Source organism: Alteromonas sp. D210916BOD_24 (assembly GCF_047159385.1).
Lineage (GTDB): Bacteria > Pseudomonadota > Gammaproteobacteria > Enterobacterales > Alteromonadaceae > Alteromonas.
This window is the reverse complement of sequence record NZ_AP038333.1, coordinates 2819334-2842153: the sequence shown is the minus strand read 5'-3', so window position 1 is coordinate 2842153 and position 22820 is coordinate 2819334. Positions and strand designations below refer to the sequence as shown.

The 22820-nt window shown below is 45.0% G+C and carries 22 protein-coding genes; 13 read left to right on the top strand and 9 right to left on the bottom strand.

Annotated features, from left to right (window positions below):
- Positions 1 to 279: 279 nt before the first annotated feature.
- The 3 genes from yaaA (at position 280) to ACMCM8_RS12410 (ending at position 2228) form a co-directional block, all read left to right on the top strand.
- A complete protein-coding gene (gene yaaA, locus ACMCM8_RS12420) occupies positions 280 to 1056 on the top strand; it encodes a peroxide stress protein YaaA (protein ID WP_412722934.1) in 777 nt (258 codons plus the stop codon).
- 112 nt (positions 1057 to 1168) lie between these two features.
- On the top strand, positions 1169 to 1891 hold the full coding sequence (locus tag ACMCM8_RS12415; protein WP_412722933.1) for an AzlC family ABC transporter permease: 723 nt from the start codon (positions 1169 to 1171) through the stop codon (positions 1889 to 1891).
- Positions 1881 to 2228, top strand: a complete 348-nt coding sequence (locus ACMCM8_RS12410) for an AzlD domain-containing protein (protein WP_412722932.1) — start codon at positions 1881 to 1883, stop codon at positions 2226 to 2228. Before ACMCM8_RS12415 ends, ACMCM8_RS12410 begins: the two co-directional genes overlap by 11 nt.
- A 78-nt stretch (positions 2229 to 2306) precedes the next feature.
- On the opposite strand, the gene ACMCM8_RS12405 is transcribed toward ACMCM8_RS12410, so the two are convergent.
- Entirely contained in the window at positions 2307 to 2735 is a 429-nt protein-coding gene (locus ACMCM8_RS12405; RefSeq protein WP_412722931.1) for a DUF1353 domain-containing protein, read from the bottom strand.
- A 263-nt stretch (positions 2736 to 2998) separates the two neighbouring features.
- Between ACMCM8_RS12405 and ACMCM8_RS12400 the strand changes: the two genes are divergently transcribed.
- The 6 genes from ACMCM8_RS12400 to manD all read left to right on the top strand — a co-directional run bounded on the left by ACMCM8_RS12400 (position 2999) and on the right by manD (position 11643).
- On the top strand, positions 2999 to 3628 hold the full coding sequence (locus tag ACMCM8_RS12400) for a glutathione S-transferase family protein (RefSeq protein ID WP_412722930.1): 630 nt from the start codon (positions 2999 to 3001) through the stop codon (positions 3626 to 3628).
- 118 nt (positions 3629 to 3746) lie between these two features.
- Positions 3747 to 5594: a DUF885 domain-containing protein gene (locus tag ACMCM8_RS12395; protein WP_412722929.1), complete on the top strand. Its 1848-nt coding sequence runs from the start codon at positions 3747 to 3749 to the stop codon at positions 5592 to 5594.
- A gap of 144 nt (positions 5595 to 5738) precedes the next feature.
- Positions 5739 to 6074 carry a VOC family protein gene (locus ACMCM8_RS12390; protein WP_412722928.1) on the top strand — a complete coding sequence of 112 codons (336 nt, stop codon included), beginning with the start codon at positions 5739 to 5741 and terminating at the stop codon, positions 6072 to 6074.
- 119 nt (positions 6075 to 6193) lie between these two features.
- The gene (locus tag ACMCM8_RS12385; RefSeq protein ID WP_412722927.1) at positions 6194 to 7369 is read left to right on the top strand and encodes a tetratricopeptide repeat protein; all 1176 of its coding nucleotides are present in this window, start codon (positions 6194 to 6196) and stop codon (positions 7367 to 7369) included.
- 213 nt (positions 7370 to 7582) lie between these two features.
- On the top strand, positions 7583 to 10351 hold the full coding sequence (galB, locus tag ACMCM8_RS12380; protein WP_412722926.1) for a beta-galactosidase GalB: 2769 nt from the start codon (positions 7583 to 7585) through the stop codon (positions 10349 to 10351).
- A gap of 83 nt (positions 10352 to 10434) precedes the next feature.
- Positions 10435 to 11643: a D-mannonate dehydratase ManD gene (manD, locus tag ACMCM8_RS12375; RefSeq protein WP_412722925.1), complete on the top strand. Its 1209-nt coding sequence runs from the start codon at positions 10435 to 10437 to the stop codon at positions 11641 to 11643.
- A gap of 52 nt (positions 11644 to 11695) precedes the next feature.
- Here the strand turns inward: manD and ACMCM8_RS12370 are convergent, their stop codons facing one another.
- The 5 genes from ACMCM8_RS12370 to ACMCM8_RS12350 are packed head-to-tail and all read right to left on the bottom strand — an operon-like array spanning position 11696 to position 16386.
- Complete coding sequence (locus tag ACMCM8_RS12370) at positions 11696 to 13717, bottom strand: FAD-dependent oxidoreductase (protein WP_412722924.1); 2022 nt, start codon at positions 13715 to 13717, stop codon at positions 11696 to 11698.
- A gap of 51 nt (positions 13718 to 13768) precedes the next feature.
- Positions 13769 to 14209 (bottom strand): DUF4426 domain-containing protein, encoded by a 441-nt coding sequence (locus tag ACMCM8_RS12365; RefSeq protein ID WP_412722923.1) that lies wholly within the window; start codon positions 14207 to 14209, stop codon positions 13769 to 13771.
- A 45-nt stretch (positions 14210 to 14254) separates the two neighbouring features.
- The gene (locus tag ACMCM8_RS12360; protein ID WP_412722922.1) at positions 14255 to 14791 is read right to left on the bottom strand and encodes a YggT family protein; all 537 of its coding nucleotides are present in this window, start codon (positions 14789 to 14791) and stop codon (positions 14255 to 14257) included.
- A 16-nt stretch (positions 14792 to 14807) separates the two neighbouring features.
- The gene (gene proC / locus ACMCM8_RS12355) at positions 14808 to 15629 is read right to left on the bottom strand and encodes a pyrroline-5-carboxylate reductase (protein WP_412722921.1); all 822 of its coding nucleotides are present in this window, start codon (positions 15627 to 15629) and stop codon (positions 14808 to 14810) included.
- A gap of 55 nt (positions 15630 to 15684) precedes the next feature.
- Positions 15685 to 16386, bottom strand: coding sequence for a YggS family pyridoxal phosphate-dependent enzyme (locus tag ACMCM8_RS12350; RefSeq protein ID WP_412722920.1), 702 nt, complete (start codon positions 16384 to 16386; stop codon positions 15685 to 15687).
- Between the two features lie 27 nt (positions 16387 to 16413).
- On the opposite strand from ACMCM8_RS12350, the gene ACMCM8_RS12345 reads away from it, so the two are divergent.
- The 3 genes from ACMCM8_RS12345 to ACMCM8_RS12335 are packed head-to-tail and all read left to right on the top strand — an operon-like array spanning position 16414 to position 18945.
- Positions 16414 to 17457, top strand: a complete 1044-nt coding sequence (locus tag ACMCM8_RS12345) for a type IV pilus twitching motility protein PilT (protein ID WP_412722919.1) — start codon at positions 16414 to 16416, stop codon at positions 17455 to 17457.
- An 8-nt stretch (positions 17458 to 17465) separates the two neighbouring features.
- Positions 17466 to 18578: a PilT/PilU family type 4a pilus ATPase gene (locus ACMCM8_RS12340; RefSeq protein WP_412722918.1), complete on the top strand. Its 1113-nt coding sequence runs from the start codon at positions 17466 to 17468 to the stop codon at positions 18576 to 18578.
- Positions 18579 to 18618: 40 nt separating this feature from the next.
- A complete protein-coding gene (locus ACMCM8_RS12335) occupies positions 18619 to 18945 on the top strand; it encodes a DUF2007 domain-containing protein (RefSeq protein ID WP_412722917.1) in 327 nt (108 codons plus the stop codon).
- A 50-nt stretch (positions 18946 to 18995) separates the two neighbouring features.
- Here ACMCM8_RS12335 and ruvX read toward each other — a convergent pair whose 3' ends face one another.
- Both ruvX and ACMCM8_RS12325 read right to left on the bottom strand, forming a co-directional pair.
- A complete protein-coding gene (gene ruvX, locus ACMCM8_RS12330) occupies positions 18996 to 19427 on the bottom strand; it encodes a Holliday junction resolvase RuvX (protein ID WP_412722916.1) in 432 nt (143 codons plus the stop codon).
- Positions 19420 to 19986, bottom strand: a complete 567-nt coding sequence (locus tag ACMCM8_RS12325) for a YqgE/AlgH family protein (protein ID WP_412722915.1) — start codon at positions 19984 to 19986, stop codon at positions 19420 to 19422. Before ACMCM8_RS12325 ends, ruvX begins: the two co-directional genes overlap by 8 nt.
- A 589-nt stretch (positions 19987 to 20575) precedes the next feature.
- Here ACMCM8_RS12325 and ACMCM8_RS12320 point away from each other — a divergent pair.
- Entirely contained in the window at positions 20576 to 21592 is a 1017-nt protein-coding gene (locus ACMCM8_RS12320; RefSeq protein WP_412722914.1) for a GGDEF domain-containing protein, read from the top strand.
- Between the two features lie 165 nt (positions 21593 to 21757).
- Here the strand turns inward: ACMCM8_RS12320 and gshB are convergent, their stop codons facing one another.
- Complete coding sequence (gene gshB, locus ACMCM8_RS12315) at positions 21758 to 22711, bottom strand: glutathione synthase (protein ID WP_412722913.1); 954 nt, start codon at positions 22709 to 22711, stop codon at positions 21758 to 21760.
- Positions 22712 to 22820: the final 109 nt, after the last annotated feature.

Below are 22820 nucleotides of genomic sequence, written 5' to 3'. Positions count from 1 at the left end.
CCCTTGGCTACATGCTGGGTCTTTATTTTGTGAATTGACCAACAGGCTCTTACTTTTCTTTAACGGTATTTATACCAAACCCGTTTGACAATTTATAGCCAAGAAGCTTGAAAATAGGTCGGGATACCAAAAACAGTAACCGCCTTAGTGAAAAATGCTACTACTAATCGAATTTCACTGTTAAGCCGATTTGCATATTTCTTATGCCATTTTGCTTTTTGATACGTATCTAGGCACTGACAAATGATACAATGATGGTGTGAAAATAAAGGAGTCGAAATGTTAGTTGTAGTTTCCCCAGCAAAAAATCTAGATTTTGAGAGTGAAATTCCGGTAAGCCAATTTACTCAACCAGAGTTACTTGAAGATACTAAACGCTTAATGAAAGTGTGCCGTACTTTGTCTCCCGCTGATTTATCATCTTTAATGAAAATCAGTGATAAGTTGGCTACGCTAAACGCCAATCGTTTTGCTGAGTTCTCAACGCCGTTTACTTCTGATAATGCGCGTCCGGCAATGTATGCGTTTAATGGCGATGTGTACACTGGCTTAGATGCATATTCCCTTGATAGTGCCGCAGTAACCTACGCACAGCAGCATTTGCGCATTCTCTCTGGCCTTTACGGTTTATTGCGTCCGCTTGATTTAATGCAGGCCTACCGCTTAGAAATGGGTACCAAGCTGGCTAATTCACAAGGTAAAGATCTTTACGCATTTTGGGGTGATCGCATTACTCAACTGCTTAATAAGGCACTGCAAGAACAAGGTGACAATGTACTGATTAACCTTGCCTCTAACGAGTATTTCAAAGCGGTTAAGAAAAATGCACTGGATGGCATGATCATTACGCCTACTTTCAAAGATTATAAAAGTGGTCAGTACAAAATTATTAGTTTTTTTGCGAAAAAAGCGCGAGGTTTAATGGCGCGCTATATCATGGAAAATCGCATAGCGGATGTGGACGGACTAAAAGCGTTTGACGTTGATGGCTATCAATACAGTGAAGCGCAAAGCTCTTCTACTGAACTGGTTTTTCTTAGAAATCAAGAGTCGTGAATTGAGCGCATAGGGCGTGGTAGTCACAAAGTCACTCTATCGCCAATACAACTGACTGTAAGGCAAATGAAGTGCCTATTATAGGGCGTTTGATATCGTAATGAGGCAGAAGATGACGACGTCGTCACATAAAAGTGGGTGGAAACAAGGCGTATTAGATGGGTTACCCTTATTGGGAGGGTATATCCCCGTAGCAATCTCGTTTGGGGTAATTGCCGTACAAGCTGGTTTTACCACATTAGAGGCCACCCTTATTTCGGTACTTATTTATGCTGGTGCTTCTCAATTCTTACTAGTTGCTATGGTAGCCTCAGGGGCACCATTGTGGTTAGCTGTCAGTATGACCTTGTTAGTGAACGTTCGCCACGTAGTATATGCCCCTAATTTAGTGCCTTTTTTGAACCAAAGTAAGGCATGGCCATGGCTGATGCATGGCTTGACCGATCAAATTTTTGCGCTGGCACATACGCGACTTCCCACGTTAAACGATGAGGTTAAAGTAGATTGGTTTAAGGGCGTGTCCTTATTGGCGTGGTTTAGCTGGATAATAGGGACAGCTTTGGGAGCAATGGCCGGTGACACGTTAACCCAAAAATGGCCCGTGTTAGACAGTGTCATGCCCTTTGCATTACCTGCCTTATTTCTCGCGCTTCTGGCTCCTAAGTTTTCTGACAAACGTTGGGGAGTAAGTCTGCTAGTCACTATTTCAATGGCGCTATTTTTGGCGTTGAGTACATTTAAAAATGCAGCTATTCCACTGGCTGCGTTATGTGGCGCTTTTACCTTTTACGCGCTGACGTCGCGTTTTGGGCGGAGGCACTCTCATGCAAACTGAAATATGGGTAGCCATTGTGGTTGCGGCTATTGGTACTTATGCTTTGCGTGTAGGGCCGTTGTTGTGGACGCAACGTCATTTCAAAAAACACCAAGCCAACAATTCCCATGCGCATTTACCCGCGTGGTTAAGTGTACTCGGTCCGTTAATGATTGCTGCAATGCTTGGCGTTTCTCTCATTCCTAAAACCCCTTCTTCTGCTAGCTGGGTGGCCACTGCCATTGGTGCGTTAGTCACCACATTGGTTTGGCGTAAGTATAAAACACTAGGATTACCGGTGTTTTGTGGTGTGTGTGCGTTTGGCTTGGTGTTCGCTGCAATAACATATTGGATCTAGCCCATTGAAGGTCGTTGTCAGTGGCAGTAACAAACAATACTGCCATTTTAGTGAACTGACTGATGTCTATCTCCCAATTTATGTTTTGGGTGCTCGCGTTATGACCTTTTTGTTTTGTGGGCTAGCGGCTGGCTTTCCAAATTTACGCAGGGCTTTGTAATATGCTGAGGCTCTAAAATTAGACACGCCGTCTTCAATACATATATCTTTAAATAGTTGATCTGCTGCTTTTCTGTGTACTCTGGCATTCAACCACCCATTACGCATTAGTTGATACAGAGCATCGTGTACTAATGACCCTCGCATGTTTTCTTCTGTATCGACAACGGGGCCAGAAGGACCATCCCACGCATATCCTGATTTGACCAGTAAATCGCCACTTTTATCCAAATGGATAAATTCAGTTTGAATAGCTGTTTTTGGCACAATGTTAGTTAGGATGCGGTAATCGCTTGCCAGTTGATACTTATAGTCAGCCCTGTATTCAATGTATTTTTCTGTAGCCATCTATCTTCTCCTTGATTGATATCTATATATTCAACACAGCTTGAATTCGTCAAGGTTAAGCTTAGCTCAAGATCCGCCTTGTCGAAAACGCAAAGCTTAGTGGTGCGCTCTGCTCATACCTTTTTACTTGTTTTTTAGTGACTTAGGGTTTAGATGTGGCTTCCTTCTCCGGTGTAGTTAAAATTCAGTAACAATATCGTGGTGGCACATTTTTCCGGTTCGACTTACAGTTAGCGCTCAACAGTTCACCATAGGACAGGGGTATGTATACACTTTATGGGTTTCCGAAAACCCGTTCAGTACGCGTTGCTTGGGCGCTTGAAGAGCTCGGTTTACCTTATCAGTACAAACTGATCGACTTAAAACTGGGTCAACATTTAACAGACGAATTTAAGGCAATAAGCCCAGCGGCAAAGCTACCCGCATTAGTCACGCCAGAAGGTACGCTAACAGAATCTGCCGCTATTGTTACCTTTTTGGCTGAACGTCATGGTATGCAAGAATTTATTCCTGAGCCAGGCAGTTTTGCTCGTGCCAAATATGAAGAAATGATGCTGTTTTTGGCTTGCGAACTTGAACAGCCCATTTGGAACCTGGCCAAACATACCTTTGTTTTACCCAAAGAGCAGCGTATTGACCAAATGCGAAGTGTAGCGGTTTGGGAGTTTCAGAGAGTGTTGCCAGTGTTTGCTTCTATGCTTGGTGAAAAAGAATTTGTGTGTGGAGAGCTATTTACAATGGCGGATGTGATAGCGGGTCACATTCTGGCATGGGCAAAAGGCAGTAAGTTAGATATACCATTTGACAATATTAATGCTTACGCAAAGCGTATATTGGGCCGAGACGCATATGAAAGAGCGTGGCGTAATGAAGTAGCACATCTTCCTGAGTGATTGAAAATTATCAAGTATGCATTGGCAATAGAAAATCAACGCGTGCGCTATTCTCACTTTTACATTAACACGTTAAAAAACGACAGAGCCTGAAAGGCAAATTATCAAGGGATATAAAATGAAAGTATTTAAAACACTGCTAGTAAGCAGTGCGGTAACATGTGCATTAGGTCTCAGCACAGCAAGTGCTCATGAACACAATCATTCTACAGCGCAAAGTACGGCGAAACATGCGCCCGCTACTCAAGCTGAGGTATCGGAACACGACAAACTATTTGCCCTGTTCGCAGCCTCAGATGAGCGCGATATTGTACTAAATCCTATAATGGCTATTTTTCGTGGGGACATGCGATTTGCTGATCGCATCGGTGATTTTCTTAGCGACTCTCATGCCATAGCGGGTAGAACAGCGACGTTGCTTAATCTTTCTGAGCTGAAGCAAATTGATCGCAGCAAATTGAGTGATACCGATAAGCTCGCTTACGATGTATTTAAATACAACGAAGAACGTTCGTTAAAAATGTCTTCTGATGAGATAGTCGCGCTAACAGAAGTGCGCCCAGTAAATCATTTCAGTGGCTTTCACACTTTCTATCCAACGTTTGCTAGCGGTAAGGGCGCTGCGCCGTTTAAGACGGTTGAAGATTATGAAAATAACTTATCACGCCATAAAGACTATATAGCAATTTCTGGCCGTGCCATTGATAAATTTAAAGAGGGCATGGAAACTGGCGTATTGGAAACCAAACTGACGATTGACCGAGTGATTAAGCAATTCGATACTCAACTTGCTATTCCGATGAAAGAGTCACAGTTTTGGGGGCCAATCACGCAGTTTCCAGAGTCGTTTAGCGATGCTGAAAAAGCACGTTTAACAGCACAATACGAAACAGTGACTCAAGAAATCTATGACGCTACCACCCGTATGCGAGATTTCTTACGGGATGAATACCTTCCAGTTGCAAGGGAAAGTATTGGCTTAAGTGATATGAAGGGCGGCGCAAAACTTTACCAGTTAATGGTAGAAGGTTCGACTACACTGCCGATGACACCAGATGAACTTCACAATCTTGGTCTTAAAGAAGTTGAACGCATTAAAAATGACATGTTGGAAATTAAAGACGAAGTCAAGTTTGAAGGTAGCTTGAATGAATTCTTTGATTTTGTACGCACCGATCCGCAATTTAAGCCCGAAAGTCGCGAAGCATTAACAGAAAGCTATTATAAGATTGGCCGAGAAGTGGATGAAAAAATTGAACAATACTTTTCGCTGGTGCCAAAATCTGAGTTAGAAATTAAACCTTACGATCCTGCAATTGAGCAATTTAGTGCAGGGGGGTCTTATCAATCGGGTACACCTGATGGTTCTCGCCCTGGTACTTTCTATTTTAATGCTTATGATCTCCCCAGCCGTCTGACTACGGGTAATGTCACATTGTATCTTCACGAGGGCGCACCAGGACACCACTTCCAAGTGAGCTTAGCGCAAGAAAATGAAGCTCTTCCTTCGTTTATGCGCTTTAGTTTCTTACCGGCGTTTGGCGAAGGTTGGGCATTGTATTCTGAAACATTAGGCTATGAAATGGGGTTCTTTGATGACCCTTGGAATCGCTATGGCACGCTGCAGGACGAGCAATTGCGCGCAATGCGTCTTGTTGTGGATACCGGTATTCACGCAAAAGGGTGGACCCGTGAACAAGCTATCGACTTTATGTTAGCGAACTCGGGGATGACCCGTACTGAAGTCGTGGCTGAAGTCGAACGTTATATAGCGATACCGTCTCAAGCTCTGTCTTACAAGGTGGGAGCACTTAAAATTCAGGAATTACGTGCACGTGCTGAAAAAGCCCTCGGTGAGGGTTTTGATATTCGCGAGTTTCACGCGAAAGTGTTGAATACCGGGGGCATCCCATTGGCTATTTTAGAACAAAAAATTGACCGTTGGATAGCGAGTCAACAACACTAATTATTGCCAGACACATAGCGTGCAAAAAGCCAGTTGATATCGAGTATCACTGGCTTTTTTTACATTTGCGGAAAATGGCGATGATGGGGTATGGTGGAATTTAATGTGTGTTAATTTTGTACAGTTGAGGTTGGGGAGGTCAAGTTGGAATTAGGGTTATTTTCACTGAGCTTATCAGTAAACAACATATCTGAATCAAAAGCGTTTTATGAAGCCCTGGGCTTTGATGCTATGCCTTCGTGTGGATCGGTGGAGGACAAGTGGCTGATTATGAAACATGGCCAGACTATGATCGGTTTATTTGAAGGGATGTTTGAGAACAACATCATGACTTTTAACCCAAGCGATGTTCGGGCAGTTCAGGCGACCCTTGAAGCAGAGGGAATTGATATAAATGTGCCAGTAAAGGGCGATAGCGGTCCAGGCCACTTTATGGTTAAAGACCCAGATGGCAATAGTATAATGTTTGATCAATTTTAGCGCCCTTTAGGCCCGCTATTTAGGTAAACAAGCACCAGTTGACTCCTATTGTAAAATGGATAGGGTATGATTATTGGAGTAACACGATTATCTTAGTAGAGACATTCCTGTAAGGAAGTATGATGAAAAAATCCATGGTTATATCAACTGTAGTCGGTGTGGTTGGGTTAATGGGGTGTCAGCATCTTCCTAATCAAACTGTAATTGCGCCACAGGTGATAAGTGAGCCGCTGCAGTGGGAGAGTCACGATTACCAAACTCATGTTGTTCCGCTTCCTGCTTCGTTATTTAGTTTAACCTCCGCACAACAAGACGCTTTTCTTCACTATTATTCAGATCCTCAACATGTCCAGATATCGCCCAATATTAGGCTGGCTAATTACTTGAGTAATCTGGTCTCTGGGTTTAGCTATTCCGGTGATACTTATAGTGCTACCGAAGCGCTGTCTAACCAGTCTGGGAATTGTCTCTCATTAGCCGTGCTGACAACAGCTTTGGCTAAATTAGTTGATCTTGATGTGTTATATCAAGAAGTCCATACCGCGCCAATTTATAAACGATTCGGCAACCTTATGACGACATCAACCCATGTGAGAAGTCTTGTATTACAGCCTAAAGAGCAACAGAAAGATAATGTCATAATTTTTAGAAGCCGTGCAGTAATTGACTACTTTCCTTCCTCGACGAATGACGTAGGTGAGTACCTCTCTGAGCAAGCGTTTATTTCAATGTACTACCAAAACATGGCAGCGAATGCGTTGGTAAAAGATGACAAGGATTTGGCTTACAGTTACCTAGCGCAAGCGATGGCGCTTGACCCAGCTAACGCTGAAACTATTAACACATTAACTGTGTTATACCGCAAAGATGGTTATGTTAATCAAGCGAGAGCGCTCTACGAGTACGTCATTAACAACGACATAGAATCTGTGCATACACTGTCGAACTTTGCAGTGCTTTTGAAAAAGGTGGGAGATAAAGAGACGCTGGCAAGTATCGGTGAAATGTATTTGAACACTGACGACAGTAACCCCTATCGGTGGTATGACATTGGTAATGAGTATCTTGACCGAGGTGATCATCTTCGTGCAAAAGTATTTTTTAAAAGAGCAGTTGAGCGTGGTCCCTACTTAAGTGAAGGCTATTTGGGTTTGGCGAAGGTTTACTATCTTGAAGGAAACTGGAATAAAGCTGAAAGCATGATGATGAAGGCGTTGTCATTGACGTACCCGTCTGACAATCAGGCTTTATATGCAGCAAAACTGGAAGCGATACAAAACACAAAACGCCCTTAAGGTTTATTTAAGCGCGATAGCCATCGCTATTCAGTTTTAGTCTTGTTTTCTTTGCAAGTTGCACCTTCATCGCACACTGTATCCTGACACACTGAATTTATCAGGCTTGAGAAAACTGGTTTTCCCATTACGATTACTAGCCATCAAATTAACAGTGACTTCATTTGCGCATACCCTAAGTGATTCTAAAAATTTACATTTAGGGTATTTGCAATGGTTGGGCGTTTGGTGTTGATATGGGTATCGTTGCTCTTTCTAAATTCTTTCCCAACTCACGCTGAAACTCGGCAAAGAACACTTTTAAATCACAATTGGCAATTCTACAAATACCCTGATGCCCATCTTGCGGACCCCCTTATTTATGATGTACGGCCTACCGTTCGTGGCTTTGATGATAGCGTCAACGCAGATGCGAAGCCCACAGAAGCGGAAGCCGTTGTTAAGCATGCATCGATACTTAAAGCTTGGATTTTGCCCACAGGCAATGTTTTTTTGGCTGACGAAGCCAAACGTCATCGGCGCCCTGAAGGACACCCCGGTAGTGATTTTCCGTTTGTTCAAGCGTCGTTCGATGACAGTCAGTGGGAAGCGGTAGACTTGCCTCACGACTGGGCAATTAAGGGGCCTTTTTACACGGGAGATAACCCCGAAGTGGGCGGAGGAATGGGGCGATTACCTAGTCCTGGCGTGGCTTGGTACAGGAAAGCCTTTTCGCTGTTTCCGCAAGATAGGGGGAAACAAATTTACCTTGATATAGACGGCGCGATGTCCTATTCCATGGTGTGGTTGAATGGACATTTGGTGGGAGGGTGGCCTTACGGTTATAGCTCTTACCGACTTGATTTAACGCCTTATATTAATAAACAAGGGAAGAACCAACTCGCTATCAGACTGGACAATCCGCCTTCTTCGTCTCGTTGGTATCCAGGGGGTGGGATCTACCGCAATGTTTGGCTAGTGAAGACAGCGCCTGTGCATGTCAGTCAATGGGGAACTCAGATAACGACTTCTGACATATCTGACGCGTCAGCTAAATTGAAACTTACCGTATCCATTGACAATACAGCAGCGCATGCCAGCACAGTCACTGTGCAAAATAAGGTATATGAGCTTAGCGTTGATGGACAATACAGTCCCACTGAGGTAGCAGCCTTCCCCGAACAAAAGGTCAGGGTTGCAGGTAATACGTCAACACCTATTACACTGACTGCTGAGCTCAAAGACCCCAAGTTATGGGGACCTGTTCCGCAGCAAACACCCCATCGCTATGCTGTTATTACTAAGATCATTGAGAATGGCAAAACGATAGATGAATACACAACGCCTTTTGGTGTGAGAACGCTGACATTTGACCCAAATGTGGGTGTCTTAGTTAATCATCAACCCATCGCGTTGCAAGGGGTGAATCAGCATCATGATTTAGGGGCTCTTGGCGCAGCGTTTAACTTGCGGGCGGCAGAACGACAACTGGAAATGCTGCAGGAAATGGGCGTGAACGCCATTCGTATGGCACACAATCCCCCGGCACCAGAGCTGCTTGAGCTTACTGATAAAATGGGCATTTTGGTGCTCGATGAGTCTTTTGACAGTTGGTATAAAAAGAAAACGCCACTGGATTTCCACCTAATTTTTAAAGATTGGCATGAGCAGGATCTTCGCGCTTTAGTTAGGCGTGATAGAAATCACCCTTCTGTAATCATGTGGTATATAGGGAACGAGGTTGGGGAACAATATAGCGGTGAAGAGGGCGCAGAGGTAGCATATGCGCTTAAAAATATCGTAAAACAAGAAGATCCAACGCGTCCAGTTACCGCTTCTAAAAATTGGGCTAAAGCAGATTTTCCTTTTAGTCACGCACTCGATCTCATCAGTCTCAATTATCAGGGGGAAGGTATCCGTCAACGCCCTGAATTTGAAGGCACTGAGCGGATTAGAACGCCCCCCTCTTACCCTCTATTTCACCAGCAGCATCCCGGTAAAGTAATTTTATCAAGCGAAACGGCGTCTGCTTTTAGTTCGCGAGGGGTTTATTATTTCCCTGTGACAGAGGATGAAAGTGCGCCGGTGCGTGACGGATTAGGGGGAAACAGTGAAACAAAGCAAGTTAGCTCCTATGAACTGCATGCGGTAGATTTTGGTTCATCGGCTGACAAAGTGTTCCGTTATCTTGATAACCATCCTTATGTTGCGGGTCAATTCGTTTGGAATGGGTGGGACTATATCGGTGAGCCCACTCCTTATTATTCTTCCCGCAGTTCCTATTCGGGCATTATCGATTTAGCGGGGGTTAAGAAAGATCGATTTTACCTTTATCAAAGTCAGTGGCGACCTCAATTGCCCATGGTGCATATATTACCTCATTGGAACTGGCCAGATAGAGTTGGGCAAGTCACACCGGTACATGTTTTCTCCTCAGGTGATGAAGTTGAGCTTTTTCTCAATGGACAATCACAGGGGCGTAAACGGTTGCACCCTAACACTTATCGCTTTCGCTTCGATAATGTGATTTACGAAGCAGGAGCATTGCGGGCGGTTGCTTATAAAAAGGGTAAATTCTGGGCTGAAAGCGTTGTTCACACTACCGATAAAGCCTCATCAATCAAACTCACATCTGACAGATCTGTCATTCGCGGTGATGGTTTGGACTTGGTTTTTGTCACCGCCGATATTGTAGACAGTGAAGAAAGAACCATTCCCGATGCTTCTCATAAAGTTACTTTCATGGTAAGTGACAATGCCCAGATTGTAGCGACCGACAACGGGGACAGTACAAATTTCACGCCTTTCCCGTCAGCATCGCGCAATGCGTTCAGCGGCAAGGTCCTTGCTATCATACGTGTAAAACCGAGTGAACGTGCAGAACCAGGCGCGGCGGAGAAAGGAGAAGCGTCGGGATTCATAACCATTTCTGCTCAGGCAGAGGGGCTGACCCCATCGACAATCACTGTTGCCATCAAACGCGTGGCAAGCAAGACAGATTAGCGCCATTGCATTGGCACATGGAACGATAGCGTTTCTACCATTTGTAGCATCCTAAAATCGGTCCGCTTACATAGGAATTAACCATGAAAATTATTGACGCCAAAGTCATTATTACTTGCCCAGATAGAAATTTCGTTACGTTAAAGATAGTCACTGAAGACGGTGTTTATGGCATTGGAGACGCTACGCTTAACGGGCGGGAATTGGCAGTGGCGAGTTATTTAGAAGATCATATTTTGCCCTGCCTGATGGGTAAAGATGCGCGACGAATAGAAGATATCTGGCAATATTTCTATCGGGGGGCGTACTGGCGTCGCGGACCGGTAGGCATGACAGCCATTGCAGCAGTGGATGTGGCACTGTGGGACATAAAAGCGAAAGTCGCGAATATGCCCTTATATCAGCTACTGGGTGGGCGAAGTCGGGATGGGGTCATGGTATATGGGCATGCCAACGGTAAGACCATTGCAGACACAGTAGCAGAGGTGGGGCAGTATATTGATAAAGGTTACAAGGCCATTCGAGCGCAAACTGGGGTGCCTGGTTTAGCCAGTACGTACGGCGTGTCAAAAGACAAAATGTACTACGAACCTGCTGACGGTGAGTTGCCTTCAGAAAACGTGTGGTCGACGTCGAAATACCTCAATAGTGTGCCTGAGCTTTTTAAAACCTTACGCAATAATTTTGGTTATGATCACCACCTATTGCACGATACGCATCACCGTTGTACACCCATTGAAGCGGCTCAATTAGGTAAGTCGTTGGAACCGTACAAGCTATTTTGGCTTGAAGATGCGGTGCCAGCAGAGTTACAAGAGGGGTTTAGATTATTTCGTCAACATACCACTACGCCAATTGCTGTAGGTGAAGTGTTCTCGTCTATCCACGATTGTCAGCAATTGATAAGCGAGCAGTTAATTGATTATATTCGTACAACCATAGTACACGCTGGTGGGGTAACCCACTTGCGTAGGATCGCGCATCTGGCAGAACTCTATCACGTTCGGACAGGTTTTCACGGCGCGACAGACTTAAGCCCAGTTACTATAGGGACAGCCCTGCATTTTGACACTTGGGTGCCCAATTTTGGTATTCAGGAATACATGCTTCACACTGATAAAACCAATGAGGTGTTTCCTCACGATTATCGTTTTGAAGAAGGGTACTTACTGGTCAGTGAGAAACCCGGTCACGGCGTAGATATTGACGAAGAAAAGGCCGCTCAATTCCCCTATAAGCGAGCGTATCTGCCGGTCAACCGGCTAGAAGACGGCGCGATGTATAACTGGTAAGTCATCAAGGCGATGGCGCATGAAGCGCCATCGTTGATTTTCTTTTGTGTGATTAAATACTGGATGCCAGCTCAGCGCCCTGGCGAATGGCCCGCTTAGCGTCCAGTTCAGCTGCCACATCGGCACCGCCAATCACGTGTACTGTCATGCCTGCATCAACTAAGGGCTGGTGAAGGGGTTTAAATGGATTCTGTCCTGCGCACACGATGACGTTATCTACCGCCAATACTTTGGGCTTATCATTTACGAGAATGTGCAAGCCCTCGTCATCCACTTTTTGATAGCTCACCCCGTTTATCATTTGCACATTGTGGTGTTTAAGTGACTGACGGTGGATCCAGCCGGTGGTTTTACCTAATCCTTTACCCACCTTTGTGCTCTTGCGCTGAAGCAAATATACTTCTCGGCTCGTGGGTTCTATTGCTTTTTCTTTTAACGCACCGGGAGCCTGATAGTCTTTATCAATCCCCCAATGGGCTAACCACTTGTCTTTGTTTTCGGTTAAATGTTCCTGTTCAACCAAATATTCTGCTACGTCGAAGCCAATGCCGCCGGCACCAATGATCGCCACTTTTTGACCTACAGGTTTGTGGTCGCGAAGTACGTCGAGGTACCCCATGACTTTAGGGTGGTCGTGACCTTCAATGGTTAAAGCTCTGGGCGCAATACCCGTAGCTAAAATTATTTCATCAAACTGGTTTTGCTGTAGTGACTCTACGGTCACTTGCGTATTCAAGTGTACAGACACGCCGGTACGCGCCAGTTGATGCTTAAAATAACGCAAGGTTTCGTAAAATTCTTCTTTGCCAGGCACTTGTTTGGCGTAGTTAAACTGCCCGCCAATATCGGGCGCTTTGTCAAACAGGTGAACGTCGTGGCCGCGCTCGGCAGCATACATGGCGAAAGCCAGCCCCGCGGGGCCAGCGCCCACTACGCCAAGCTTTTTCTTGGTCGTGGCTGGTGGGAAAGTGAGTTCGGTCTCATAGCAAGCTTGCGGGTTGACCAAACAACTGGCACGCTTTTGCTCAAAAGCATGGTCCAGACATGCTTGGTTACAGGCTATACAGGTGTTGATGAGGTTAGCTTCGCCTCGCTGTGCTTTCGTCACAAAGTGTGCGTCGGCAAGGAAAGGTCTTGCCATTGACACCATGTCGGCATGCCCTTCTGCCAAGACAGATTCAGCCACTTCTGGGGTGTTGATTCTGTTGGTGGTAACCAAGGGCAGCGAGACTTCCTTTTTCATGCGCTGGGTTATCCAGGTAAACGCGGCACGGGGAACGGAAGTTGAAATGGTTGGTACACGTGCTTCGTGCCAGCCTATGCCCGTATTGATCAATGTCGCGCCGGCTTTTTCAATTTCTTTGGCCAAATAAACCACTTCATCCCATGTCGCGCCTCCTTCCACTAAGTCCAACATGGAAAGGCGATAAATGATAATAAAGTCGCTACCCACCTTTTTTCGCACACCTTTGACTATTTCAATAGCCAACCGCGCTCTGTTTTCAAGACTACCGCCCCATTCATCATTGCGATGGTTAGTGCGTTCACAGAAAAACTGGTTGATCAGGTAGCCTTCCGACCCCATGATTTCGACGCCATCGTAGCCCGCTTCCTGCGCTAAACTTGCACACTTGATGTAATCTTTAATGGTACTTTTTACACCCCGAGAAGAGAGTTCGCGGGGTTTAAAAGGGGTGATAGGAGACTTCATGGCAGAAGCAGAAACAGCCAGAGGGTGATAACCATAGCGCCCTGAATGGAGAATTTGCATACATATTTTTCCCCCTTCAGCGTGCACGGCTTCAGTGATCACGCGGTGCTTCTTGGCGTGGCTTGAACGGGTCATTCTGCCAGCGAAAGGCGCTACCCAGCCTGATATGTTTGGACTAATTCCACCGGTTACTATTAGCCCAACTCCGCCTTTTGCGCGTTCGGCATAAAACGCAGCAAGCTTGTCGAAGCCCCCTTTTTCCTCTTCTAACCCCAGGTGCATCGACCCCATTAACGTTCGATTGCGCAGTTGGGTGAAACCAAGATCCAATGGAGCCAGTAAGTGCGGGTATGGGCTGTTCATAGTGGTGCTCTTATTATTTGGTGATCGATTGTATCTGACCGTGAAGCGATGCTACTCGTCGACGTACATTTTTTGTTGGAATTTAAGTGTTTCCTGACGTTTACCGTCAGCTACATTAATAGTAAATCTAAAGGTTTCCTGATCGCGAAAGGGCAGTACGGCAAGGTAATATATCGCATCGCCTTCTTCTACTTTCTTAAAGGAGAGTTGGCGGCTATTTCCCAATAGGTTTGTCGCGTTGCCTGATACGTTAAGGCGTTGTGCTTCTCCTGAAGTTTTGTCGAGTACGGAAATATTCACTAATGCGTTGAATTTACTTCTCACAATGCCGTAGCTTGCTGCCACATCCGCAGTTAGAAAGGGTGTGCTTACCACCATGTAATGCACGTCCCACTCGCCCAATGTTTGCTTTTGTTCTGCCTGCGCATTGAAGCTTAATACCGCCATTAACCCGATAAGCGTCATGGCCATCTTTGCTGCTAGTTGTTTCATCACTTTTACCTTTGTCTTGTCAATGTAACGCGCCAACTGGCGTCGTTACATCGGAAGGAAGTCTTGAATAAGCAGTTGCAAAAACTGCAGTGCAACAATGGCAATAAGAACCGATAAATCGAGACCACCCAGGGGAGGGATAACTCGGCGTATTGGGGCTAAAAATGGCTCGGTTAATTGGTAGAGAACGTAATCAACCGGGGATTGCCCCTGAGACACCCAACTCAATATTGCGCGCAGTAATAGCACCCAAAACATAAGTGAAAGGGCCTCTTTAACTACACCCATTACCGATAAAATAACAATGCCAACGGGGTTAATATTGCCGCCAAACATCAGCGCAAGGGTGATAAATTTTAGTGCACATACGGCAACCGCAAGCACGAACGTTGCAGTATCAAACCGGCCGATAGAAGGAATGATACGACGCAACGGCCCGACTAAGGGATGAGTCGCTTTAACAACAAATTGACTTAATGGATTGTAAAAGTCAGCTTGAGCCATTTGCAACCAAAGGCGCAATATCACTACCATCAAGTAAAGGCTGAATAGGGTATCAACCAAAAATACCGTTGCGTTCATGTTCTGTTTTTCCTAATTATAACTGTTTTGCCATTTCTTCTGCGCGCGCTACGGCAGCACGCATGGATTTACTGACGATGTCTTTTAAACCCTCGTTAATGAAGGTATTGACGGCCTCTGCAGTGGTGCCCCCTTTAGAAGTAACTTGGGCACGAAGCTCACTTAATTCAAGGTCTGGGTTGTTACAAACCATTTCTGCCGCACCCAACATCGCTTGCTGTACCATCAATCGAGATTGAGCCTTATCAAACCCCATGTTCATGGCTTCTTCCTGCATAAATTGTAAGAACAAGAAAAAGTATGCGGGACTGCTACCAGCTGCAGCAATAACACCATTAATGCCGTCTTCGTGATTTACCCAAACGGTTTCGCCAACGCTGTTCATAACGTCATCGACATACTGACGATCTGTGTCGGTGACCGTTTCTTCAGCGTACATACCAGACATGCCTTTGCCCAACAAACTGGGGGTATTGGGCATAATACGCACTACCGGGTAATCGCCACCTAACATTTCCTGCAGTCGCGATACCGTTAGGCCTGCTGCGATACTTAAGAAAAGTTTGCCGGAAAGGTCGTTATTCTTTTGCAGCTGGGCACACATCTCTCCCATAATTTGCGGCTTTACAGCAAGCACGATTGCATCAGCAAATTGACAAGCTTCATCGTTAGATTGGGTGGTATGAATACCAAACTCGGCTTTCAGACCGTCGAGTTTAGGCGTTGATGGGTTAGCCGCAAGAATATTTTCTTTTGCATAACCTGATTTTATTAAACCACTGATGATGCTGCGGCTCATATTTCCCGCGCCAATAAATGCTAATTTTTTCTGTTGCATGTAAGTCCTGTCAGTTAAAGTTTTTCAAAATAGAGAGTGCTAAGACAAAGCGCCATTAGGCCGATGTCCCGTAATCGCGCTCACCGAAAATGGCCGTGCCCACTCTTACCATGGTAGAACCATGGGCTATGGCTTGTGTCATGTCACTACTCATTCCTACGGATAGGGTATCAAAATTGCTCAGTGATGTATGGTAATGGTCGAATAATTCTTTTAATTTGGTTAGGGTGTTGTGCTGTTCCTCAGGATCGGGATTGGCCTTGGGAATAGCCATAAATCCGCGTAGGACTAACTTAGGTTGAGTGCCAATAAAGTGAACAAGCGCATCGACGTTTGGTAACGTCACCCCCGACTTACTGTCTTCGTTGTCAATATTCACCTGAATACATACGTTTAATGGCGCGGCATAGTGAGGGCGTTGTTCGTTCAATCTGCGCGCAATCTTTTCCCTGTCGACTGAGTGAACCCAGTCAAAATGTTCTGCAACTACTTTCGTTTTATTTGACTGAAGTGGCCCAATCATGTGCCATTCAATATCCCCCAAATGGGCCAATTGCTGTATCTTTTCAACGCCTTCCTGCACATAGTTTTCACCAAACATACGTTGTCCCGCTTCATACGCTTCCATAATATCTGATACGGGTTTTGTTTTGCTCACCGCTAGTAATTGGACGGAATTTGGTGGACGATGTGCATCGGCAGTGGCCTGCTCTATGCCTTTACGTGCACATTGTAGTCTTTCTGCTATTGTTTGCATTATTCACCTTGTTTGGGAGAAGTGGTTGTGGATATTACCGAACTTTTGGCGTTCAGTGTTAAGAATAACGCGTCAGATTTACACTTGTCAGCGGGCCTACCGCCGATTATTCGCGTTGATGGTGAAATGCGTAAGCTGAATGTTCCGGCGCTCGATCACAAACAGGTGCATGCGCTTGTTTATGAAATTATGAATGACATGCAGCGCAAGGAATACGAAGAAAATCTGGAAACTGATTTCTCTTTTGAAGTGAATGGATTGTCGCGCTTCCGTGTCAACGCGTTTGTACAAAACCGCGGCGCCGCTGCGGTGCTGCGTACTATCCCCAGTAAAGTGCTGACACTAGAGGAATTGGGTGCTCCCGATATATTTAAGGAAATTATCAATCAGCCCACCGGTATAGTGCTGGTCACTGGCGCGACAGGCTCGGGAAAAAGCACGACGCTGGCGGCAATGGTCGATCACATCAATACCCATAAGCGCGAGCATATTCTGACCATTGAAGATCCCATTGAATTTGTTCATGAAAACAAGTTAAGCCTTGTCAATCAACGGGAAGTACACAGAGACACTCATTCATTTAACAACGCGTTGCGCTCGGCCTTAAGGGAAGATCCCGACGTGATTTTAGTGGGTGAACTACGTGATCTTGAAACCATTCGTTTGGCGATTTCTGCTGCTGAAACGGGGCATTTAGTTTTCGGCACCTTGCATACTAACTCTGCGCCGAAAACCATCGACCGTATCATAGATGTGTTTCCTGCAGAGGAGAAAGCCATGGTGCGCTCGATGTTGTCTGAATCTCTGCGCGCGGTGATATCGCAAACCCTACTCAAAAAAGTGGGAGGTGGCCGGGTTGCAGCCCATGAAATCATGGTGGGAATACCGGCTATTCGAAACCTCATACGCGAAGACAAAGTGCCGCAAATGTATTCTGTCATTCAGACGGGGCAGGCCCACGGTATGCAAACCATGGATCAATGTCTTCAGCGGCTGGTGGCGATGGGCGTGATCTCGCGACAAGACGCCGCCGAGAAATCCATCGATAAAAAATCCATGGGCAGTTTTTAGAGGGCAGTATGCTAGATTCATTACTTAAAAAGATGGTCGAAAAGGGCGCATCTGACTTATTTGTGACGGCTGACTTTCCGGTTAGCGCTAAAATTAATGGCAAACTTACCCCTATTTCCGATGGTGCTATCGATGAAACCAAATCATTAGCCTTAGTCCATGAGGCCATGACAGACAAGCAACGGGACGCATTTCACACGTCAAAGGAATGTAATTTTGCCATTGTAAGAGAAGGTATTGGGCGTTTTCGTTGCTCTGCATTTTGGCAGCGAGATCAGGCGGGCATGGTGATCCGTCGCATCGTCACCCAAATCCCTAAAGCTGATGATTTGGGGCTCCCGCCGGTATTAAAAGACATTATTTTGGCAAAGCGGGGCTTAGTACTTTTTGTCGGTGGAACGGGCACCGGAAAGTCCACCTCATTGGCTGCGCTCATCGGTCATCGAAATGAGCATTCCTATGGGCATATCCTGACTATTGAAGATCCTATCGAGTTTGTACACGAACACAAAAATTGTGTCGTCACCCAACGCGAAGTAGGTATTGATACTCAGTCTTTTGACGAAGCGCTAAAAAGCTCGCTGCGCCAGGCGCCTGACGTGATCCTAATTGGTGAAATACGTTCAATGGAAACTATGGAATATGCCATGTCGTTTGCCGATACGGGGCATTTATGTGTAGCTACGCTACATGCCAATAATGCTAATCAGGCCATTGAGCGCATTATGCATTTAGCGCCAAAGGATCAGCATGACAAGCTGCGGTTTGACTTAAGTCTGAACATTCGCGCTATTGTCGCGCAGCAATTAGTACCCACACCAGATGGAAAAGGGCGAGTGGCGGCAATAGAAATTTTACTTAATTCGCCGTTGGTGCGCGACCTTATTCAACGCAATGAAATAGGCGCTTTGAAAGAAGCAATGAAGAAAGGCAAAGAGCAGGGAATGCAAAGCTTTGATATGGCGCTGTATGATTTGTACAAGGAAGGCAAAATTGATATGGAACAAGCGCTGCATCACGCTGATTCACCGAATGATTTGCGTTTAATGATCAAGTTAGATACCAGTGACGGATCAAGCTTAGGCACATTGTCTAATGTGTCTATCGACATGGATGACTAGTGTGGTAATGAGAAGGGAACATGAAAAGGAGAGATAAGGTTTGAAAAAGCTATTTTCTTCACTGGATCCCTTTGAACTACAAGCAGTGCGCAGTGAGCTTGATGCCCGTTGCATTCCCTATATGGTTAAAAATGAATATGCCAGTGGGGCGATAGGTGAACTTCCCTGGCAGGAAGCTCAGCAAGAACTATGGCTACTTGATGAGGCGTGGTTCAACAGGGCGTCAGAAGTGGTGGATGCCCTAACAAAGGCCAAGGGAAACACGTCAGCTGCCTTTTTAACAGATTGGGTATGCTCGGCGTGTGGCGAGGAAAATGGCAGCGCCTTTGATAGTTGCTGGCAATGTGCCAAAAGCCAGTTAAGTTAATTGTATAGGAAGGGTAAGTGTTTGCACGTACCTGCCAAGCCCTGTTTAGCTTATTCGTATTGACTCTCATTCCAACTGGCAAAAATAACACAAGCCGACACACTATCGACTTTGTCTTTCGTCAGTTTCTTATACCCACCTAATTCAAATAGCATCGCCCGTGCATCGGTGGTAGTCAGCCTTTCATCACAAACTTCTACCGCTACTTTAAATCGGCCGTGTAAACGGTTGGCAAATTTACGTGCCCGTTGCGTCATCTCTTGCTCGCTGCCATCCATGTTTAGGGGGAGACCAACCACGACGAGGTGAGGTTGCCATTCCTCATAAATCTTTTCAATCTGAGACCAATCAGGAATGCCATCTCGGGCTTTTAATGCCGCCAGTGGTGAAGCGGTGCCCGTTATTTCCTGTCCTACTGCCACGCCTATGCTTTTGGTTCCAAAATCGAACGCTAAAATAGTGCGGTTACCTCTTTCAGGCATGTCCCGCTCCTGGTGCCAGTTGCCATACATCGACACCGAGTTTGTTGACAGTGGCTTGCCATTTCTTGTGTATGGGAGTGTGAAATAAGATCTCTTCGTCAGCTTCTACAGTAAGCCACGCGTTTTCTTGCATCTCTTTTTCTAGCTGTCCTGCGGTCCATCCAGCGTAGCCCAAAGCGATCAATACATCATCAGGCCCTTCGTTATTTCCGATTGCAGTAAGAATATCTTTAGATGTTGTGACCATTACACCCGGAGCAAGTTTTAGACTGGAAGCCCAGGGTTTTTGTGCTGAATGTAAAACGAACCCCCGTTCTTGATTCACAGGCCCGCCAGCGAGCACAATTTGCTCGGCTTTATCTTCACTAACTTTGAGTTCGGTGTCGGTTTGCTCGAGTAATTGTTTTACATTCATGGTTGAGGGTTGATTGACCACAATGCCCATAGCCCCTTCAGCATTGTGTTCACAAACGTAAATGAGGGATCGAGAAAAGTACGGATCGTCCAAACTAGGCATCGCGACTAAAAAGTGATTCTGTAGGCTTTTTAATTCCGTCATATATTATTTTTCATTTTACTCAAGTTTGTTTCTTGTTTGGTCTGTTAATGGGCGAGACTAAGGAAGATGCCACCGTAGCTTATTTCATAACGACTTTAAAATCATAACATACCCACTGTTAATAAGGCGCCAGCTGGCTGAACTATTATTGTTACCCACTTTTCTGCTCCTCTCAATTTTAGCAAAACATCGGGGGTTAACGTCTTTATCTTTAGTTCATTCTCAAAAAAAGTCATTGAAGCTTATAGGCATTATCTACACTACTCTAGTGGAAAACGTCTCTTTGCAGTGACACGCTTGATGTCTTCTTTAAGGCCGCATCTTAGAGAATAATTGGGTCTTTCTAGTGAAAAACAACGGTGTTGGCGTAATTTTGCGTTGGTACGTGATTGCGCTTTTTTAGTGCTAATATATAAATTGCTCTGTAAAGAGTTGTTTATGCTTTCACTGCCACCTTGACTGAATTTTTATGGCGTTAATGGAAATCGGAGTCAGCAGCTATTAGCACAAAGTATATATGCTTAAACTTATGTTTGAAAAAGGAACAATGGTAGCATTGTTTGCAAAAACAAGCTGATCGATAAGGTTAATGTCAGTAATTAAACCAGAAATAGACTTGGGTAATCACTCATTTAAAAACAAGGTGCTTTTGACATTGAGTGTTGTCATCCTGTGCTCTTGTTTTGCCACCGGGTTTTATAATATCTCTTTTGATGTACTGTCCACAAGGTGGGTAGCAGCGTCGCAGTTTTTATTTGGGGCTTTTTTTGCTTATACCAGTGTTAGTTTACTCTGTGGTAAAGGTAAGCCTTGGTTTGGCTGGTCGATAGTTTACGCATATATTGGACTGATTGTTTCCGCTGTCGTTACCTTTGGTATTGAGAAAAGCGTTTCCATGTGGTTTTTTTCAGTCCCTGTGGTTAGCTATTTTGTTGTTTCCCGTTCTCATGGTTTCATATTATCTATTCTTATTCTCATTCTTTTCACTTACATGCGTATTAAATATAACATTTATGAAACGAACGAATCGTGGAGCAAAACCTTGATAAACATTGTGTTGCCATATGGCATTATCATGGCACTTGCTAATGCTTATGAGAAAGTACGTATACAAAACGAATGGAAGTTAAGTGAGTTTGCGCTTACAGATCCTTTAACAAGGTGTTATAACAGGTTGGCATTAAAATCTATTTACTCATCTTTACAATCTGTTGAACAGCATACGGCTATATTATTAGTTGATATTGACCACTTTAAACAAGTTAACGATCATTACGGGCACGAGGCTGGTGATCAAGTATTAAAGGCGTTGTCAGGTCTATTTATCGAAGTATTGGGCGATAAGAATGTGTTTCGTATTGGCGGTGAAGAGTTTTTGCTTGTACTAGAAGGTGATAAACAAACATGTAGATCTCTTGCGGAGAGCATTCGTGCGAGAGTCCAAACTATGGATTTTTACTACGGCAAAGAACGAATACCGCTTACATTAAGTGGTGGCTATAAATCTATCACATTAGATACAGCATTAACCGATGAGCTGAAGAAAGTAGATGAGACTTTATATACAGCTAAGACGCAAGGTCGAAACAAAATTGTCTATTTATAATGCAGATTGGTGTTAGGCGTTACTTCAGAGCGATGGGGTTGAACTTTGGCATACTGTTAACCGCTGGCAGTACGCCTGTAAAGCTGAAACATGTAAACCAAAGAACAACCTATCTTAAACTGCAAACACCAATCGTTGCTAAGCAATAAGTGTGAGTCTGGAGAGTTATTGCTTAGCTAAACGCTTTTCGATGGCGTCGAACAGCGCACCCATAATATTAACATCGTAAGCCGCTTCAATTTCTCTTACGCAGGTTGGGCTGGTGATGTTTATTTCTGTTATTTTACTGCCAATTACATCGAGACCGACAAACAAAATATTGTGTGCTTTTAACATAGGTGCAATGGCCTCAGCTAAGGCTCTGTCGGTAGCTGAAATTGGCTGAGGTCTACCGGTTCCACCAGCGGCCAGGTTTCCTCTCGTTTCTCCTTTCGAGGGCAGGCGAGCAAGACAATAAGGCATGACTTCACCATCCACAATTAGCACGCGTTTATCGCCATCTTTAATTTCTGGCAAGTACTCTTGCACCATCATGTATCGCGTACCTAGCTTGGTCAGTGTTTCAATAATTACCCCAAGATTGTTTCCATCGGGTTTCACGCGAAATATCGACGCGCCGCCCATTCCATCCAATGGTTTGCAAATAATGTCTTGATGTTTTGCGTGAAATTCGCGTATGCGCTGTTGGTTGTTTGACACAAGCGTATGCGGGATGTGGTCGGGAAAATAGGAGGTAAATAATTTCTCATTATAGTCGCGAAGCGCTTGGGGGTTGTTAACGACCAGCGCGCCTGCTTCTTGTGCGAGAGAAAGTACTTGGGTAGCGTATAAAAACTCGCTGTCGAAGGGAGGATCTTTACGCATTAATAACACGTCTATGTCACCAAGGTGCACAGTTTCTTCTGCTTCAATGGTATAGTAATCACTAGCCTGATCTCTCACCGCTACCGTTTTTGCCATACCCATGGGTTTTCCATTATCGAGAAAGAGATCGCTTAGCTCAAAGTAAACCACTTTTGCGCCGCGGCGTTGTGCTTCTAGCATCATGGCAAAGCTGGTGTCTTTGTGCGGCTTAATGCTTTCAATGGGATCCATGATGACGCCGACGGTATATTGCATAATGTTCTCACTTTGATGGTTTATAGCGTGCTGTGTATTTGCACAGCACGAGTCTCTCGCGATATAGCGTATATGTTGGGGCAATTCCCCTTTCTTCAAGCAAACGGGT

What these genes read in the sequence shown, in the direction of transcription:
- yaaA (WP_412722934.1), top strand. Translation starts at nt 280, where the DNA reads ATGTTAGTTGTAGTTTCCCCAGCAAAAAATCTAGATTTTGAGAGTGAA.
- ACMCM8_RS12415 (WP_412722933.1), top strand. Translation starts at nt 1,169, where the DNA reads ATGACGACGTCGTCACATAAAAGTGGGTGGAAACAAGGCGTATTAGAT.
- ACMCM8_RS12410 (WP_412722932.1), top strand. Translation starts at nt 1,881, where the DNA reads ATGCAAACTGAAATATGGGTAGCCATTGTGGTTGCGGCTATTGGTACT.
- ACMCM8_RS12405 (WP_412722931.1), bottom strand. Translation starts at nt 2,735, where the DNA reads ATGGCTACAGAAAAATACATTGAATACAGGGCTGACTATAAGTATCAA.
- ACMCM8_RS12400 (WP_412722930.1), top strand. Translation starts at nt 2,999, where the DNA reads ATGTATACACTTTATGGGTTTCCGAAAACCCGTTCAGTACGCGTTGCT.
- ACMCM8_RS12395 (WP_412722929.1), top strand. Translation starts at nt 3,747, where the DNA reads ATGAAAGTATTTAAAACACTGCTAGTAAGCAGTGCGGTAACATGTGCA.
- ACMCM8_RS12385 (WP_412722927.1), top strand. Translation starts at nt 6,194, where the DNA reads ATGATGAAAAAATCCATGGTTATATCAACTGTAGTCGGTGTGGTTGGG.
- galB (WP_412722926.1), top strand. Translation starts at nt 7,583, where the DNA reads ATGGTTGGGCGTTTGGTGTTGATATGGGTATCGTTGCTCTTTCTAAAT.
- manD (WP_412722925.1), top strand. Translation starts at nt 10,435, where the DNA reads ATGAAAATTATTGACGCCAAAGTCATTATTACTTGCCCAGATAGAAAT.
- ACMCM8_RS12370 (WP_412722924.1), bottom strand. Translation starts at nt 13,717, where the DNA reads ATGAACAGCCCATACCCGCACTTACTGGCTCCATTGGATCTTGGTTTC.
- ACMCM8_RS12365 (WP_412722923.1), bottom strand. Translation starts at nt 14,209, where the DNA reads ATGAAACAACTAGCAGCAAAGATGGCCATGACGCTTATCGGGTTAATG.
- ACMCM8_RS12360 (WP_412722922.1), bottom strand. Translation starts at nt 14,791, where the DNA reads ATGAACGCAACGGTATTTTTGGTTGATACCCTATTCAGCCTTTACTTG.
- proC (WP_412722921.1), bottom strand. Translation starts at nt 15,629, where the DNA reads ATGCAACAGAAAAAATTAGCATTTATTGGCGCGGGAAATATGAGCCGC.
- ACMCM8_RS12350 (WP_412722920.1), bottom strand. Translation starts at nt 16,386, where the DNA reads ATGCAAACAATAGCAGAAAGACTACAATGTGCACGTAAAGGCATAGAG.
- ACMCM8_RS12340 (WP_412722918.1), top strand. Translation starts at nt 17,466, where the DNA reads ATGCTAGATTCATTACTTAAAAAGATGGTCGAAAAGGGCGCATCTGAC.
- ruvX (WP_412722916.1), bottom strand. Translation starts at nt 19,427, where the DNA reads ATGCCTGAAAGAGGTAACCGCACTATTTTAGCGTTCGATTTTGGAACC.
- ACMCM8_RS12325 (WP_412722915.1), bottom strand. Translation starts at nt 19,986, where the DNA reads ATGACGGAATTAAAAAGCCTACAGAATCACTTTTTAGTCGCGATGCCT.
- ACMCM8_RS12320 (WP_412722914.1), top strand. Translation starts at nt 20,576, where the DNA reads ATGTCAGTAATTAAACCAGAAATAGACTTGGGTAATCACTCATTTAAA.
- gshB (WP_412722913.1), bottom strand. Translation starts at nt 22,711, where the DNA reads ATGCAATATACCGTCGGCGTCATCATGGATCCCATTGAAAGCATTAAG.